This window comes from Gluconobacter wancherniae NBRC 103581, assembly GCF_007988885.1.
GTDB classification, from domain to species: domain Bacteria; phylum Pseudomonadota; class Alphaproteobacteria; order Acetobacterales; family Acetobacteraceae; genus Gluconobacter; species Gluconobacter wancherniae.
Genome location: NZ_BJUZ01000001.1, coordinates 1,225,255 through 1,242,087 on the forward strand (window position 1 = coordinate 1,225,255; position 16,833 = coordinate 1,242,087).

General features: G+C 56.3%; 14 protein-coding genes. 9 read left to right on the plus strand and 5 right to left on the minus strand.

Going from position 1 to position 16,833, the window contains the following annotated elements; translation table 11 throughout:
- Positions 1–53: 53 nt before the first annotated feature.
- On the plus strand, positions 54–1,970 hold the full coding sequence (locus GWA01_RS05745; protein WP_146794846.1) for a CocE/NonD family hydrolase: 1,917 nt from the start codon (positions 54–56) through the stop codon (positions 1,968–1,970).
- A 50-nt stretch (positions 1,971–2,020) separates the two neighbouring features.
- Positions 2,021–2,563, plus strand: a complete 543-nt coding sequence (gene msrA / locus GWA01_RS05750) for a peptide-methionine (S)-S-oxide reductase MsrA (RefSeq protein ID WP_146794848.1) — start codon at positions 2,021–2,023, stop codon at positions 2,561–2,563.
- A 20-nt stretch (positions 2,564–2,583) separates the two neighbouring features.
- Here the strand turns inward: msrA and GWA01_RS05755 are convergent, their stop codons facing one another.
- The 5 genes from GWA01_RS05755 to GWA01_RS05775 all read right to left on the minus strand — a co-directional run bounded on the left by GWA01_RS05755 (position 2,584) and on the right by GWA01_RS05775 (position 8,111).
- Positions 2,584–3,894 (minus strand): ABC transporter ATP-binding protein, encoded by a 1,311-nt coding sequence (locus GWA01_RS05755; protein WP_146794850.1) that lies wholly within the window; start codon positions 3,892–3,894, stop codon positions 2,584–2,586.
- Positions 3,891–5,537, minus strand: a complete 1,647-nt coding sequence (locus tag GWA01_RS05760) for an ABC transporter permease subunit (RefSeq protein WP_146794852.1) — start codon at positions 5,535–5,537, stop codon at positions 3,891–3,893. Before GWA01_RS05760 ends, GWA01_RS05755 begins: the two co-directional genes overlap by 4 nt.
- A 104-nt stretch (positions 5,538–5,641) precedes the next feature.
- Positions 5,642–6,097, minus strand: a complete 456-nt coding sequence (gene dut, locus GWA01_RS05765) for a dUTP diphosphatase (protein ID WP_146794854.1) — start codon at positions 6,095–6,097, stop codon at positions 5,642–5,644.
- A gap of 37 nt (positions 6,098–6,134) precedes the next feature.
- Positions 6,135–7,319: a bifunctional phosphopantothenoylcysteine decarboxylase/phosphopantothenate--cysteine ligase CoaBC gene (coaBC, locus tag GWA01_RS05770; protein ID WP_146794856.1), complete on the minus strand. Its 1,185-nt coding sequence runs from the start codon at positions 7,317–7,319 to the stop codon at positions 6,135–6,137.
- Positions 7,320–7,322: 3 nt separating this feature from the next.
- A complete protein-coding gene (locus GWA01_RS05775) occupies positions 7,323–8,111 on the minus strand; it encodes a class I SAM-dependent methyltransferase (protein WP_146794858.1) in 789 nt (262 codons plus the stop codon).
- A gap of 30 nt (positions 8,112–8,141) precedes the next feature.
- Between GWA01_RS05775 and mutM the strand changes: the two genes are divergently transcribed.
- The 7 genes from mutM to GWA01_RS05810 all read left to right on the plus strand — a co-directional run bounded on the left by mutM (position 8,142) and on the right by GWA01_RS05810 (position 16,778).
- Positions 8,142–8,996, plus strand: a complete 855-nt coding sequence (mutM, locus tag GWA01_RS05780) for a bifunctional DNA-formamidopyrimidine glycosylase/DNA-(apurinic or apyrimidinic site) lyase (protein ID WP_146794861.1) — start codon at positions 8,142–8,144, stop codon at positions 8,994–8,996.
- A 117-nt stretch (positions 8,997–9,113) separates the two neighbouring features.
- Complete coding sequence (rpsT, locus tag GWA01_RS05785) at positions 9,114–9,383, plus strand: 30S ribosomal protein S20 (protein WP_146794863.1); 270 nt, start codon at positions 9,114–9,116, stop codon at positions 9,381–9,383.
- 312 nt (positions 9,384–9,695) lie between these two features.
- Positions 9,696–11,105, plus strand: coding sequence for a chromosomal replication initiator protein DnaA (gene dnaA, locus GWA01_RS05790; protein ID WP_146794865.1), 1,410 nt, complete (start codon positions 9,696–9,698; stop codon positions 11,103–11,105).
- 100 nt (positions 11,106–11,205) lie between these two features.
- Positions 11,206–12,330: a DNA polymerase III subunit beta gene (gene dnaN, locus GWA01_RS05795; protein WP_146794867.1), complete on the plus strand. Its 1,125-nt coding sequence runs from the start codon at positions 11,206–11,208 to the stop codon at positions 12,328–12,330.
- A gap of 10 nt (positions 12,331–12,340) precedes the next feature.
- Positions 12,341–13,444, plus strand: coding sequence for a DNA replication/repair protein RecF (gene recF, locus GWA01_RS05800; RefSeq protein ID WP_146794868.1), 1,104 nt, complete (start codon positions 12,341–12,343; stop codon positions 13,442–13,444).
- A gap of 84 nt (positions 13,445–13,528) precedes the next feature.
- Entirely contained in the window at positions 13,529–15,973 is a 2,445-nt protein-coding gene (gyrB, locus tag GWA01_RS05805; RefSeq protein WP_146794870.1) for a DNA topoisomerase (ATP-hydrolyzing) subunit B, read from the plus strand.
- The gene (locus GWA01_RS05810) at positions 15,963–16,778 is read left to right on the plus strand and encodes a DUF3108 domain-containing protein (RefSeq protein WP_228118377.1); all 816 of its coding nucleotides are present in this window, start codon (positions 15,963–15,965) and stop codon (positions 16,776–16,778) included. Before gyrB ends, GWA01_RS05810 begins: the two co-directional genes overlap by 11 nt.
- Positions 16,779–16,833 lie beyond the last annotated feature (55 nt).

Here is a 16,833-nt window from a genome sequence, read left to right on the forward strand (position 1 = left end):
TGTCGCTGGCAGTCAGGAAAGGCCAAACTCCATTCAAAGTTCAGGAGCCCGTTGTGAACCGTATTCTTCTCAGTTTCAGCACCGCCATAGCCGCATTCTGTATGAATGCCGCAAATGCCCAGTCCACAGGCCCCGATACCCTGCAGACAGGCAGCGATATCCCTGCACATGTTAGCATGCCGACGGATGCACGTGACTATATCAAACGCGACGTCATGATACCCATGCGTGATGGTGTCAAACTTCACACGGTCATCGCCATTCCGAAAAATGCCCATCAGGCTCCTATCCTTCTGACGCGTACGCCTTACCACGCAAGCGAACGCCTCAACCGCATTCCAAACGCGCCCTCAATCCGCTCGATCAGCCCCCAAGGTGACGGAGTGTTCATCGAGGAAGGCTATATCCGCGTCTTTCAGGACGTTCGTGGAAAATACGGCTCTGAAGGCAATTACGTGATGACGCGGCCTCCGATAGGCCCGCTGAACACAAGCAAGACAGATGACACGACCGACGCCTGGGACACCATCGACTGGCTCGTGAAAAACGTTCCGGAAAGCAATGGCCGCGTTGGCATGACGGGATCATCCTATGAAGGCTGGACGGTCGTCATGGCCCTCCTTGATCCGCACCCCGCGCTTAAGGTAGCCGCCCCTGAGAGCCCGATGGTTGATGGCTGGATGGGAGACGACTGGTTCCATTACGGCGCATATCGCCAGACCAGTTTCGACTATTTCACGGCGCAGATGAGCGGAGCCGGTTCAGGTGATGGCATCCCGCGTGATCAGGCAGACGATTATACCACGTTCCTTCAGGACGTATCGGCGGGGAACTTCGCCACAAAGTCCGGGCTGGACCAGTTTCCCTGGTGGCGCCGCATGAAGGCACACCCTGCATATGACGCATTCTGGCAAGATCAGGCCCTCGACCACCTTATCACCAAACACCCCCTGAAGGTCCCGACAATTTGGGAGCAGGGGCTTTGGGATCAGGAAGACATGTGGGGCGCCATTCATTCATGGCAGGCCCTGCGTAACCGCCATCCTCAGGTACCCAATATTCTGGTCATGGGCCCCTGGCGGCATAGCGGCGTGAATTACGACGGTTCGACGCTCGGACCGCTGCACTTCGACGGTGATACCGCTCTGTGGTATCGGGCAAACGTGATGCGGCCATTCTTCGATCATTACCTCAAGGACGCACCCGACCCGCATTTCGATGAAGCCATCATTTATAATACTGGCGAAAATCACTGGGATCATTTCCGCAACTGGCTTGAGGGATGTGGTGATACCTGCGCCATGACGGGCGAGCGCCTGTACCTGCAACCGGGAAACAGCCTTTCGTTCAAGCGAACACTGCCAGGGTCTGACAGCTATGTTTCCGATCCGGCGCATCCCGTGCCGTTCCTCCCGCGCCCATATTCCATGAGCGACAGCGCGCGCTGGAAGCCATGGCTTGTTGCGGATCAACGCTTTGCCGAAAGCCGTCCGGACGTGCTCACCTACGAAACACCTGTCCTTGATCAGCCTGTGCGCGTTTCAGGCGTGCCAACCGCAGATCTGTTTGCCTCTACCACCGGCACGGATGCGGACTGGGTCGTCAAGATCATTGATGTAATGCCCGGGGTAACGGCTGACCGCCCGGAAATGGGTGGGTATGAACTTCCAATGTCCATGGATATTTTCCGTGGCCGTTACCGCTCTGACTTTGCGCATCCATCAGCCATCCCAGCTGGTCAGGTACAGGAATACAAATTCACGCTTCCGGCGATGAACCATGTCTTCCAGAAGGGCCACCGCATCATGGTGCAGATCCAGTCCACCTGGTTCCCACTCTATGACCGCAACCCGCAGACCTTTGTGCCCAATATCTTCAACGCAAAGGCTTCGGATTTCCATATCGCAACCCAGACAATCTATCGCGGTGGAAACAACGCCAGTGCCGTGTGGCTGCCGGTAGTGAAATAAGGAAGGTGCCTCCCCATATGGAGAGGCTCTCTTTCAGGAGCCCATTTTCCATGAGCACACACTCTTCTATCCTGCTGGGCGGCGGCTGCTTCTGGTGCGTCGAAGCCGTCTTCACCGGCCTGCGCGGCATCATTTCAGCCGATCCGGGCTACGCGGGCGGCCACATCGATAATCCAAGCTATGAAGCAGTCTGCACCGGCAAGACAGGACATGCTGAGGTGGTGAAAGTCGTTTTTGACGCGACCGAAATATCTCTTCATGACGTTCTGCGCGTCTTTTTCACGACCCACGATCCCACACAGCTCAACCGTCAGGGAAACGATGTGGGCACGCAATACCGGTCCGTCATTTTTGGAGACGATGCACAACAGCAGATCGCACGCGAAGTCGTGTCCGAGATCACTTCAGAAGGGATCTGGTCCGCTCCGATCGTAACTTCCATCGAAGGACCAGCACATTTCTGGCGGGCCGAGGAAAAACACCTCGATTACTTCGCCCGCAATCCCGAAACAGCCTATTGTGCTGCCGTTGTAGCCCCCAAGGTTGCGAAAGCACGAAAACTCTATCGCGACCGTCTCAAGCAGCCCGACTAAGCTACCCGTCTTCGGGCCGCCTATTCCTCATCATCGAGGCTGAAGCGGTCCGACTCTTCATCGTAATCAAAGAGTTCTGCATATCTTGCCCAGCCAATGGCCGTCGTGAGTGTCTGGCGCGCGTAATCGGGAGACATACTTTCTTCCAGTTCACGCCGGAACCGCGATGCATCCACCAGATGGCTGGAGCGCTCATCAAGAACGCCACGAATGGAGCGCAGAAGCGGTATGTAATGCAGCAGCGCTGTCCGCATGATGTCTCGGCGCGCATCCGCATCACCCGCAACAAACTCCATGCCATCTGCCGTAAGCAGAATATCTCCGTCCTCCAGTTCAGCGAACTGCAACAACTCAAGGGATTCGCCCAGCGGCAGGAGATTATCCAGCGTCATCTGAAGGCGTTGCGCGAGCTCCGGCAGATCAGCGCGCCCTGAGAGTGGCTCGCTCCCCAGAACCTCCATCAGGCCTACCAGAACCTCAACAGGCAGATCGGGCAGAACGACGGATAATGGAGCGTTACCATTTAGGGCCGCAACACTCGGTCCAAGCTCCGCCTCGGAAACAATCGGCGCACGGCGGGTCATCAGAGCGTATATCTGATCAACAAACCGCCGAAAATCCGCATCCTCCCGATTACGGGGATGCTGGAAGGGAACCGAGATTTCGTGAGTAACACGCCCAGGGCTGGACGAAAAAATAAGAATTCTGTCGCACATGAGAACCGCTTCTTCGATCCCGTGTGTCGCCAGAACCATAGCCTTGAGTGTGAGCCGTCGCTCTGCCCAAAGCTCAATCAAATCGGTACGGAGATTTTCCGCACTAAGAAGATCCAGTGCAGAAAAAGGCTCGTCCATCAGTAGCAATGAAGGCTGGAGTGCAAGTGCACGGGCAAAAGCCACGCGCTGCTCCAAAGCTTCAGAAAGCTCTTTGGGATAGGCGTTTTCATACCCTCCAAGCCCCACGATCTCGATGGCATCATCAACCATCTCCTCGCGTTGAGCCCTAGGCACACGGCGCGCCTCCAGCCCCAGTGCAACATTCTGGCGAAGTGTCAGCCAGGGGAACAGCGCACCCGACTGAAACACCGTGGCGACATCATCAAGGGCACCCGATGTTTTCTGTCCTTCCCACAGCACCGAACCGGACACAGGTTGCGTCAGCCCGGACATAATCCGCAGCAAGGACGACTTTCCCGATCCGGAGCGCCCGAGAAGACCAAGGATCTCACCCTCCTGAACATCAAAGCTGACCTGATCGAGCACGACCAGATCAACACTGCTTTCCTTGAGATATGTCTGACGGCAGTCATGCAGGCTGAGAAGAGCATTCATGTGAGTGTATATTTCTGAGCGGCATGAACGGCCAGGGGCTGTAGCACCAGACGATCCAGAAGCATTGAAAGGAGGACCAGCAAGGTCAGGGCCGGGATCTGCGCACTGACAACCTGCCGGAGCGTATCAGAAAGAAGCTGTTCGCCCAGACCCGATCCTGAATGAGCAAACGCTTCCGCAATCATTACTGTGTTCCACAAAGGCATAGCCGCGATCAGCAGTCCTCCGCACAGATTGGGCGCCATCAGAGGCAGCAGGACACGTCGCCACAGGAGCGGCCCTTGCAGGCGAAGCCCCTGTACGACCTGCCTGAGTTCAGGCGGAACACCCTGCGCTGCATCCAGAACCGCGACACCCACAAGCCAGTGCGTCCCGAGGAACAACAGGACGGCAGGCGGCAGGCCACCAAAAATACGAAAGACCGGATAGAGCAGAACTGCCGGAAACAGCGCACAAAGAACGGACAGCGTTCTGACCCTGCGCCGCAAAGCGCTGCTCGCATTCCCCATCAGCAACCCAACAGGAACCCAAAGAACAACCGAGAGTATCAACGCTCCACAGACATGGGACAGCGTCAGCAGTCCGATTAGGACATCATAGAGCAGCACGTTCAGGATACGCCCCCACCAGAGAGCGGCCACGAAACTCATGATTGCCAAAACAGGCAGAATGGCGGGCGGTGAACGCCTCTCTGACTGAAGATGCGACACATCCGGAGTGCAGATACGCCCGATGCGCCAGTTCCCAACACCCCCGATAGTACTACGCATGAGCAGGCTGGCACGGCTTAGAAAAGAAGAATGTCGCCAGATCTTCAAAATCCATGAACCATTGCGCGCATGGCCGGTTGGCGGACCATCAAGGCGATAACGCTGCGACCATCCAAGCAGGGGCCTGGTCAAGCACTGATCCACCATTACGATCAGCAGAAATGTGATGCCAATGGCTTCGAATAACCACAGTGGCTGATGCTGCATCATTCCAAGCAAAGCAAGTGTGCCCGCACCACCATGATCATGATGCGTCATCAGTTCGACGATCGCCTGCGCGCATAAAAGCCGGAACCAGACACCAGACATGGCGCTTGCAGAGCGATGCACGATCATCGGGAGCGAGAGAGGCATCTGAAGGCGCCAGAAACGCTGCCATTCCGTCAGGTGTAAGCTGTGTGCGACGCGTTCCAGATCGGCAGGGACAGTTTCTTCGGCATCCAGCGCAGCCGTAACCACACGCCAGACCATTCCCGAAGCCGCAACAAGAATAATTGCAACGAGTGGGGGCAACAGGCCAGTCAAGAGCCCAATCAGGCCAAGTCCAGGCGTCGCACGCCCGACTGAGAGGGCCGGCACCAGAAAGGCACGAAATGTTTTGGAAAGGCGGGCGAGGCCCATCAGGAAAAGCGAACATACAGCGACGGCCAGAAGCACCATCAGCATGTCCAGGAACGTGATTGTCAGATTTTCCCAGAAGGAAAACCCTGGAACTGCTGGAAAGGCCGATAAAGGGATAACCGGCCGCCATGTTCGTGACCACACGAGCGCCATTGCCGCCGCGAAAAACAGAATCGCTATTTCCGAACCGTTCATGCGCTGTTTCCAGCGATGCATGATCCGCATGGGCATGGCCAGAGGGCTGCCCGTCATGGCGTTTTGTTTCCTCCCAACGAAGACTGTCCGTTCAACAGTAAAGGCGGCTCCGGGGGAGGCTCAAGGGAATTCTTCACGGTTCTGCAGACCAGCTCCGACAATCAGTGCCCAGTGCTACCAAAACCACCAGCACCACGGTCGGTTTCGTCCAGCGTATCGACTTCCTGCCAGTTAAGGCGCGAGACAGGCGCCAAAACGCCCTGCGCGATGCGCATGCCACGTTCGATGACGAAAGCCTCAACCCCTGCATTCATTACGATGATCCCAATCTCACCACGATAATCTTCGTCGATCGTGCCTGGCGTGTTTGGAAGCGTAATGCCGTGTTTCAGCGCCAGTCCGGACCGTGGGCGCACCTGAAGCTCATATCCTGCGGGAAGGGCGACACACAGCCCCGTGGGAACAAGAGCCCGCGCACCGGGAGGAAGCGTAATGGCTTCAGAATTCGCCGCCAGGAAATCAAATCCTGCAGCGCCCGCCGTAGTATATGCAGGGAGTGGAAGACCTTCGGAATGGGGAAGGCGAATAATGCGAACATCAACAGGTGTGGTATTCATCCGCAGGGTCATATCGCGGATCGTGCTTCAGATGAAGTCAGTGCGCGATGAGAAATTCCTCAATCCTGTCCACAAGCAAGTTTGCAACACTGCGTTTATCCATTTCAGGCCAGTTCACAGCCTCTGTTCCATCAATCAGGGTAACGGTGTTGCGGTCCGCTCCAAACACACCCTGCCGGACGTCATTGGCCACAAGCCAGTCGCATCCTTTGCGTATCCGCTTGGCTTTTGCGTTCACAAGGACATCATCCGTTTCAGCCGCAAACCCGACAACAAGCTTTGGCCTCTGCGCGTGCCGACACAAAGCGGCTAAAATGTCGGGATTCTCGATCAACTCCAGAGTTGGTGGCCCCTCAGAGGTCTTCTTGATCTTGCCCGTAGCCTGAACTTTCGCCCGCCAATCACTGACCGCAGCTGTGCAGACAGCGACATCAACAGGGAGTTCCGCTTCGCAGGCTGCAAGCATTTCACGTGCCGTCGAAACCTGAATCCGCCTCACACCCGATGGAGCCGCTAACGCCGTCGGACCACTGACCAGCGCAACATCCGCCCCACGAAAGGCAAGAGCTTCTGCAATCGCGTAGCCTTGTTTTCCTGAAGAATGATTGGAAAGAAACCTGACTGGATCAAGCGGCTCAACGGTTGGGCCCGCCGTCACCAGAAATCGCCGCCCCGCAAGCGACCCGCCTCGTGCAAGCTGCCCCAGAACGGCATCACGAATTGCCCCCGGCTGGCTAAGACGCCCAGGGCCAAATTCGCCACAAGCCATGCTGCCCTCATCAGGCCCAATAAAACCGACGCCACGCTGCCGGAGCAATTTCAGATTAGCCTGTGTCGCGGGATGTTCCCACATCCGTACATTCATGGACGGTGCCAGCAGAATGGGCGTGGTCGTAGCGAGCAGCAAAGTCGTGGCGAGATCATCAGCCATGCCCTGAGCCATACGCGCCATCAGATTGGCCGTAGCAGGACACACCACCACCAGATCAGCGCTTCTGGCCAGTGCGATATGGCCAATTTCGCTCTCCTGCGTGGGGGAGAACAAGGTGTCGTGAACACGCTCGCCTGCAAGAGCTTCCAGACTGAGTGGTGTAATGAATTCCCGGGCAGAAGCCGTCATTACAGGCGTAACTGCAATGTTTTCAGCACGAAGAAGCCGTACGAGTTCAAGCGTCCTGTAAGCCGCGATACCACCACCAACGATCAACAGGACGCGGCTCATAGGTTACAGACGCCAACCGGAGTGAATGGCAGCAATACCACCCGAAAGGTTGCGATACTGCACACGCTCGAAGCCTGCATCGCGCATCATCTGCGCCAGCGTCTCCTGATCGGGGAACATGCGAATGCTTTCTGCGAGATATTTGTAGCTCTCGGAATCCTTGGCGATGATCTGCCCCATTTTCGGAAGCACCTGAAACGACCAGACATCATAAACCGGCGCCAGAGCCGCGATTTCGACGCGTGAAAATTCAAGACAAAAGAAGCGGCCACCGGGCTTGAGCACACGGCGCGCCTCTCGCAGGACCGCATCCTTGTCCGTGCAGTTGCGTAGGCCAAATGCAATCGTCACGCGGTCGACTGAGCAGTCAGGAAGCGGAATAGCCTCGGCATCCACCACGCAGACTTCGATCTGCCCGATCAGGCCTGCCTTGATTGCGCGATCACGCCCTACTGAAAGCATCGCAGCGTTGATGTCTGACAGGATCGCAGGACCACCACCGGCACGCAGCCAGCCAAACGTGATGTCTCCCGTACCACCAGCAAGATCAAGCAACCTCATATTGGGGCGAGCACCGAGCATCCCCACAAAAATCCGCTTCCAGACGCGATGGATACCAAGCGACATGACATCGTTCATGACGTCATATTTACTGGCTACGCTCTCGAATACGGCGCGCACCATTGGCTTCTTCTCATCACGCGGAACGTGACGAAAGCCGAAATCGGTGGTGTCTTCCGGGCTCTGGGAAGACGGGAAGGGCGGATTGATGGGATCAGCGCTATCGGTCATGGCGCAATCGTTATATCGTCATGACCAGACATGCCAGAGCTACCAGAAGTCGAAACCGTTATGCGTGGCCTGCAGGCGGCCTTTCAGGGCCAGAGCCTGAGCCACGTCATTGTCCGCAGAGCGGACCTCAGATGGCCATTTCCAGCCAATCTGCCGCAGCGCCTTGAAGGGCGGAAAGTCCTGTCTTTCCGCAGGCGCGCCAAATACATTCTGATGCGCATTGAAGGTGGCCAGACACTTCTCATCCATCTCGGCATGTCAGGTCGGATGAACATCGGCCCCGCAAACCCGAACGCGACTCCACCCCTGCACGAGCATATGGTGCTACAAACGGCAAATGGCTTCAGGGCAGGGCTCGTTGATCCGCGCCGCTTTGGAATCGTGGATCTTTTCCCAACCAACGCCGAAGACGATCATCGCCTCCTATCCGCTTTGGGCATCGAGCCATTATCTGACGCTCTGTCCCATACCTCCCTGAAAGCCATGTTCTCAGGACGACGAACCCCCATTAAAACGGCTCTCCTGGATCAGAAGCTCGTCGTGGGACTTGGTAACATCTACGTTTGTGAAATCCTGTTCCGGGCAGGCATCCATCCAGAACGAACTACAGGTTCGATAAAAGACGCAGAACTGCGCGATATCGCCCGGATCATTCCCGATGTACTGAATGAAGCCATTGCGTCCGGAGGATCATCGTTGCGGGATTACGTGCAGACAGACGGCAGCAAAGGTGGCTTCCAGGAGCTGCATAGAGTGTATGGGCGGGAAGGCGAGCCATGCCCGACCTGCGCTTCCTCTGGTCGCACGGAGAATATCCTCAGGATCACGCAGTCAGGGCGATCAACATTCTATTGTGCGCGCTGCCAAAAAGCCCCGGCTGGGTAAAACTCTTTGCGTCTGATGTGTATAAAATGTGCAAAACGCTTGACGCCCCCCGTGATACCGGAGTAGACGGCGCCAATCATTTCCGCGACCACACAACAAGACTGAACCGAAAGATCCATGGCAAACACTGCTTCTGCCCGTAAGCGTATCCGTCAGAACGAACGTCGCCGTGAGCGCAACGTTGCCCGCATGTCCCGCATGCGCACCTTCGTAAAGAAGGTCGAACAGGCTATCCTGTCCGGTGACAAAGCCGCAGCTTCCGAAGCTTTCAAGGCAGCACAGCCTGAAATGCAGCGCGCTGCAGGCAAGGGCGTGGTCGCAAAGAACACGATCAGCCGCAAGCTGTCCCGTCTATCCGCTCGCATCAAGGGTCTGGCAACCGCCTGATCCCGACTGCAGAGTCTGGACTAAAAGAACGCGCTCCCAAAAGGAGCGCGTTCTTTTTTGCCAAGGGTCCAGAAAGCACGAGCGCGGGAGAATAGGCCCTGACCTTTCTTCCAGCTTGCTTCGGCAGAGGCGGAAGCTTATCGTGTCTGGATGCACTCAATGTGCCGGACACTTTTTCCCGCAAACTGCTAAGCCTTCTGTGCCGTTAAAGGCGCGGAAGGGTTTTCTGTCTCCGGCATGTTCCTGGCTTTTTCTAAGCCAAGGCAAATAAACTACGCCCCCTGAGGGGTAAGACTGAAAGGGGGTATCAAGGTGGAAAACGCTCAGTATCTGGACGCCAGCGCCTCCGCCCCCGGCACAGCGAACCCACTGGAAGCCGCGTGGCTTCGGGTTCGCGACAAGCTGAAAAGCGAAGTTGGCGAAGTCGAGTACCGCACATGGCTGCGGCAGATCGTTCTCGGCCCGATCGAAGAAGACGAAATCGTCCTTTACCTTCCGACGCGCTTTCTGCGGGACTGGGTTCGCAGTCAGTACGGTGAACGTCTGCAGACATTATGGCGCACGGAAAATGACGTCGTCCAGCGTGTTGAGCTGCAGGTGAAGCGTGGCCTCACGCCATCAGCACCGACGCCGGAAGAAGCCACTGAATTTACCGAAGAAATACCAGCCACACCGGCAGCACCTGAAATTCGCAGTGATCTTGCTGTACCGCTCGATCCGCGGTTCTCCTTTGATTCCTTCGTCGTAGGCAAGCCAAACGAATTTGCCTACGCCTGCGCACGCCGCGTAGCAGAAAAGCCTTCCAGCCCAGGCTTCAACCCGCTGTTCCTTTATGGTGGCGTAGGCCTTGGCAAAACGCATCTGATGCATGCCATCGGCTCCGAACTGACAAAGACGGGTAACGTCTCGGTAGCCTACATGTCTGCCGAAAAGTTCATGTATCGTTTCATCGCGGCCATCCGCTCGCAATCCACGATGGAATTCAAGGAACAGCTGCGTTCGGTAGATGTCCTGATGATCGACGATCTTCAGTTCCTCATTGGCAAGGACAATACGCAGGAAGAATTCTTCCATACGTTCAATGCCCTTGTTGATGCCGGCCGTCAGATCGTTGTCAGCGCAGATAAAAGCCCGTCCGACCTCTCTGGCCTCGAAGATCGTCTGCGGACCCGTCTGGGCTGCGGCATGGTTGCTGATATCCACGCAACCACGTTCGAGCTGCGCATTTCGATCCTGGAGGCAAAAGCCAAGGCATCGGGCACAGTCGTTCCAGCCAAGGTGCTGGAGTATCTGGCACACAAGATCACGACCAACGTTCGTGAGCTCGAAGGCGCTCTGAACCGCCTTGTGGCACATGCTGATCTCGTTGGCCGTCCGGTGACACTCGATACGACGCAAGATGTCCTCAAGGACATGCTCAAGGCGCATGATCGCCGCGTCACGATTGAGGAGATCCAGCGCAAGGTTGCCGAGCACTGGAATATCCGCCTGACAGATATGTCCTCAGCACGCCGTGCTCGCGCAGTGGCCCGGCCACGTCAGGTAGCCATGTTCCTTGCTAAGCAGCTTACCAGCCGCAGCCTGCCCGAGATCGGTCGCAAGTTTGGCAATCGTGACCACACTACGGTCATGCACGCTGTCTCTCGCGTTGCCGAACTGATGGAACAGGATCCGTCCTTCGCAGAAGACGTGGAACTGATGCGGCGAATGCTCGAAGGCTGAGCAATTGCCACATTCTGAGCGCGGTACGTCTTTCGTGCCGCGCTTTGCTCTGCTAAGAAACTGCGCTTGAAATTCAGACCGTTATGCATGGGATAAGACGATGAAATTCAAGGCCGACCGCACCCTGCTGCAACGGGCACTCGCACACATTCACGGCGTGGCAGAAAAGCGGAATACCATTCCCATTCTGGCCAACGTCCTGATTTCTTATGAAGGCGACACACTGCGCCTGACAGCGACCGACATGGAAATCGCGGTTGTTGAAGAAATCGCCGCGACCGGAGAGCGCTCAGGCGCAACGACAGTACCCGCCGCCGTACTGTTTGAAATCGTACGCAAGCTGCCAGATGGCGTTCATATCGAATTCGACCATCCGCAGAGCGATGCCCCGCTTGCGCTGAAAGCCGGCCGATACGCGACGAGCCTCAATGTTCTTCCTGTCGACGATTTTCCTGCCATGGTCGCAGGAGATCTGCCGCACCGCTTCAACCTGCCAGCCGGGACGCTGAAGGGTCTGATTGACCGCACCAAATTTGCAATCTCCACTGAAGAAACACGGTACTACCTGAACGGCATATATCTGCACGTCTCAGAAGGCCCTGCGGGTCCCATGCTGCGGGCTGTGGCTACGGATGGTCATCGCCTTGCACGCGTTGAAACAGAACTCCCCGAAGGTGCACTGGGCATGCCCGGAGTCATTATTCCCCGCAAAACGGTCGCTGAACTGCGCAAGCTGCTAGATGAAGGCGCTGCTGATCTGGAAATTTCCCTTTCCGACACGCGCATCCAGTTCCAGGCAGGCCCGGTCCTGCTGACGTCCAAGCTTATTGACGGAACTTTCCCGGAATATGAGCGCGTAATTCCCAAGGGTAATGACCGCATCCTTCGCGTCGGAAAACGCGACTTCGCGGCAGCCGTTGGCCGCGTCGCAGCGATCAGCCAGGAGCGTTCGCGTCCGGTAAAGCTTTCGGCAACACAGAATCTCCTGACTCTTTCCGCTATCAGCCCCGATCAGGGCGTTGCGCATGAAGAGTTGGACGAGAATACCGTCACGTATGATGCACCGCCGATCGAGATCGGGTTTCAGGCACGTTACCTGACCGACATCACCGACCAGATCGACGTAGAAGTTGAATTCGCGTTTTCAGACAGCTCAGCGCCAACACTGGTCCGAGACACAGGATCACCTTCTGCACTATACGTCCTGATGCCGATGCGGGTCTGATCGGCTCCCATTGCATCTTAAAAGGCTGGCCCTCACGGATTTCCGAAACTACCGGCACTGCGTGTGGGAACCATCGGCTTCAATCACCGTCCTCACTGGCGAAAACGGATCTGGAAAAACCAATCTTCTGGAGGCCGTTTCACTTTTGGCTCCAGGGCGGGGACTACGTGGCGTTTCAATCCAGATGTTGCTGCGTCAAGGCGCAGAACGCTGGGGCATTGCTGCCACACTCTCTGAGGCGCTGGACGAATATCGTATTGGTACAGGGTCTGACCCTGCCGGCAATGCACGGCGGGTTTTCATGCTGGACGGCGAAAAAATCCGCTCTCAGGCAGAAATAGGAAATATCTTTTCCTGTGTCTGGCTTACTCCCCAGATGGATAGGCTTTTTCTGGAAGGTGCATCCGGGAGAAGGCGGTTTCTGGATCGTCTGGTCATGGCACTTACTCCAGACCACGCAAGGCAGATAGCAGCGCATGACCGTTCTGTTTCCAGCCGCAATCGCCTGTTGTCCGAACGACCCAATGAAAGTGGATGGATTGCGTCTCTTGAAGACTCAATAGCGCGTCATTCTGTGGCCGCAACGGCCGCGCGCTTCACCTTAATTGAGCGCATGAACGGACATCCATCTGAAAATAAAGAATTTCCTCGGACACTCATTCATTTAAACTGCCCAATCGCCGCACGGCTTCAGAACAGCCCAGCACTCAGCGTAGAGGACTGGCTCCGCGGCGAGTTGGCGAGAAGCCGCGATCAGGACCGTCAGAAAGGGAGCACTTCAGCAGGGGCACACCGGGCAGATTTTTCACTATCGGATGCAGAAACAGGTCGGAGTGCAGAAATTTCCAGCAGCGGCCAGCAAAAGGCGATGCTGCTTGGAACGGTCCTCTCTCATGCCCATCTCATAAAAGAAGCTCGGGGTTCAGCGCCCGCCATTCTTCTGGATGAACCCTTGGTACACCTTGATGAACGCCGGAGAGATGCGCTGCTGGAAAGCATTGCACATGTTGAAAGCCCCGTCCTGCTAACGGGAACTGATCCGCAACCCTTCGAGCGCCTGAGAGGCCATGCAGGGTTCGTTTCTGTTGCAAGCGGCACCCTGAAGCCACACTGATCCGTGCAGTCGCTGGCCTCCGGGCTCTGCACACGCTATACTCGAATGAAAGATTTTCAGAGTTCCATGGAGTTTTCCGCCCGAATGTCAGAGACCCAGAACCAGCCGGCGATTCCTGGCGCAGACGGTGAAGAATACGGCGCCTCGTCCATCTCGGTACTGAAGGGACTGGATGCAGTCCGCAAACGTCCTGGCATGTATATCGGCGACACGGATGATGGATCAGGCCTTCATCACATGGTCTTCGAAATCATCGACAACGCAGTGGATGAAGCGCAGGCGGGCCACGCCACACATTGTATTCTGACACTGAACGGAGACGGCTCCGTATCTGTTCGCGATGATGGTCGTGGTATCCCCACAGACATGCATGAGGAAGAAGGCGTCAGCGCGGCTGAAGTGGTTCTGACCAAGCTTCATGCGGGTGGTAAGTTCAACCAGAATTCTTACAAAGTCTCCGGCGGATTGCACGGCGTGGGCGCTGCGGTTGTGAATGCCTTATCCGAGTGGATGGAAGTTCGCATCTGGCGTAACGGGGTGGAGCATTTCATCCGCTTCCAGCATGGCGAGCGCGACGAAGCGCTCAGGATTATCGGCGCTTCCGATGAGCCACGCGGCACTTTGGTGACGTTCAAGCCAAGCAAAAGTACCTTCACAAAAGTCGACTTCGAGTTCACGATTCTTGAGCGTCGCGTTCGTGAACTGGCGTTTCTGAATTCTGGCTTGGAAATCATCCTCCGGGATGAGCGCCATGCTGAGCCCAAAGAAATCCGCTTCCATTATGAAGGTGGTTTAAGCGCCTTTGCACAATGGCTGGACTCATCGAAGACATCGATCGTCAACCCTCCCATCACGGGCGAGATTGACCACGCAGAGAGTGGCATCCGTGTTGAGTTCGCACTGACATGGAATGACAGTTTCCATGAAACGATGCTGTGCTTCACCAACAACATTCCACAGCGCGACGGCGGTGCTCATCTTGCCGGTTTCCGTCAGGCACTGACGCGCGTTGTCGGCCGCTATGCCGAAAGCGTCGCGAAGAAAGAAGCTGGTTCACTGACCGGCGAAGACATGCGCGAAGGCATGACGGCTGTTCTGTCCGTCAAGGTTCCGGACCCAAAATTTTCGTCCCAGACCAAAGACAAGCTCGTCTCCTCCGAAGTCCAGCCTGTCGTTCACGCGACAGCCGCAGACGCGATTTCGCACTGGTTCGAGACCCACCCCAAAGAAGCCAAAGCCATTGTTGCCAAGGTCATTGACGCAGCCAGCGCTCGTGAGGCTGCACGTCGCGCTCGTGATCTGACACGCCGCAAAGGTGTTCTGGATGTTTCCTCGCTACCAGGAAAACTGGCGGATTGTCAGGAACGCGACGCTTCCAAGGCTGAGATTTTTATTGTTGAGGGTGACTCTGCAGGCGGCACTGCCAAGCAGGGTCGTGATCGCCGCTTCCAGGCCATCCTTCCCCTTCGCGGCAAGATCCTCAATGTTGAGCGCGCGCGCTTCGACCGTATGCTTGGATCAGCGGAAATCGGCACACTGATCACAGCTCTTGGTACCGGCATTGGCCGGGGCGAAGTGGATCAGGGCGGCTTCTCAGCTCAAAAACTCCGCTACCACAAGATCGTCATCATGACTGACGCTGACGTGGACGGCTCCCACATCCGTACCCTGCTGCTCACTTTTTTCTTCCGTCAGATGCCGGAACTGATCGAGCAGGGATATCTCTACATTGCCCAGCCGCCGCTCTATCGTGCGAAACGTGGTCAGGAAGAACGTTACCTCAAAGACGATGCAGCTCTTGAGCAGTATCTGCTGGACAAAGCGCTCAACAACGCTTCTCTGCGTTACTGCGACGGTCGTGAGCTCAGTGGTGACGCCTTGTCGGCAGAAATCAACATACTTGCAGCCGCGGCCCAGAACCTGCAGCGTATTGCCTCCAAGATTCCAGTCTGGATCCTTGAGCAAGCCGCGATTGCGCGTGTTCTGGAAACAGATCCAGCGCTCGGCCGCGAACGTGCGCCGGAATTCCAACGTCGTCTGGATGCAGCGTCAGCTGAAAACGAACGTGGATGGAAAGTTTCCGTTTCGGACACAGGTCTGGAGTTTGCCCGTTCGGTTCGCGGTGTAGGTGAAATCTATCGCCTTGACCCGGCCACACTGCGTTCTGCTGAAGCACGGTGGCTTGCAACACACGGCGAGCAGATTGCCCGCGACTTCGACAGCGCCGCCATCCTGCGGCTTGATCAGAACGAGATCGAACTTTTTGGCCCCGCAGCAGTGATGGACCGCATCCTTGCGCAAGGTCGTCGCGGCCTGACCATCAATCGCTTCAAAGGCCTTGGCGAGATGAATGATGAGCAGCTTTGGCACACCACTCTCGATCCCGCCACACGCACATTGCTGCAGGTACGCGTAGGGGACGTCGAGGAGGCAGGGCAGGTGTTCTCCACGCTGATGGGCGATGTTGTTGAGCCGCGCCGCGATTTCATCGTGGGCAATGCTCTGAAGGTCGCTAACCTTGACGTCTAAACGTCTTCTGGGTGCCTTCTCCGCGGCGGCACTCTGCCTTGGAAGCCTTCCGGCTTCCGGGCAGGAAGCCAATGCGTCGACTGTAGCTTCGGAAGGTCCTACTGGATCTGATTATGCCGTATACGTCCATGGGCTTCATGTCCTGAACGTATCGGCATCCTATCAGCTTCAGCCGTGGGGTTACGGGGCAACAACACATCTTGAGAGCGCAGGCTTTGCAAGCTGGTTTCTGAAAATGCGCATAACAACGCAGGCTCAAGGGCATTTCACTGAAAATGGGATATCTCCCATTTCGTATGAAAGCAGCGGTTTTTCACGAGGGACCGTACGCCATGTGAAGCTTGTGTATCACGACGGAACCCCCTCGGTAGATATTCTGGAGCCACGCGAAAATGACCGTGAACAGGTTCCCTCGGACCAGTTGGCGCACACGGTCGATACTCTTAGTGGCGTGGCACATCTGCTCCATACCCTGACAACCACAGGGAAGTGCAACGGTACAGAGATGGTATTTGACGGCCTTCGTCTGACACATATGACCATCCATGGCCCAGTGACCGACGCTATTCCTCAGGACCATGGAGAACTTTACTCCGGCCCAGCTTTGCGTTGTGACTTCATCGGGCAGCAGGTCGCCGGTTTTGTAAAAGATTCACCGAACCGAAACAAAATGAGCCAGCCCAAGCCGGGCGCGGTATGGTTCAAACAGGTGGATGGTTTCGGCCTCGTTCCGGTGCGGATCGAGATAGAACATCCCAAGCTTGGGCATGTAACCGTCGTGATGCAACAGGCACCAAGACACTAAAAATAGCTTATTTCATGCCAATCGCAACAATCGGCAATCGGAAGTGATGGTCCAG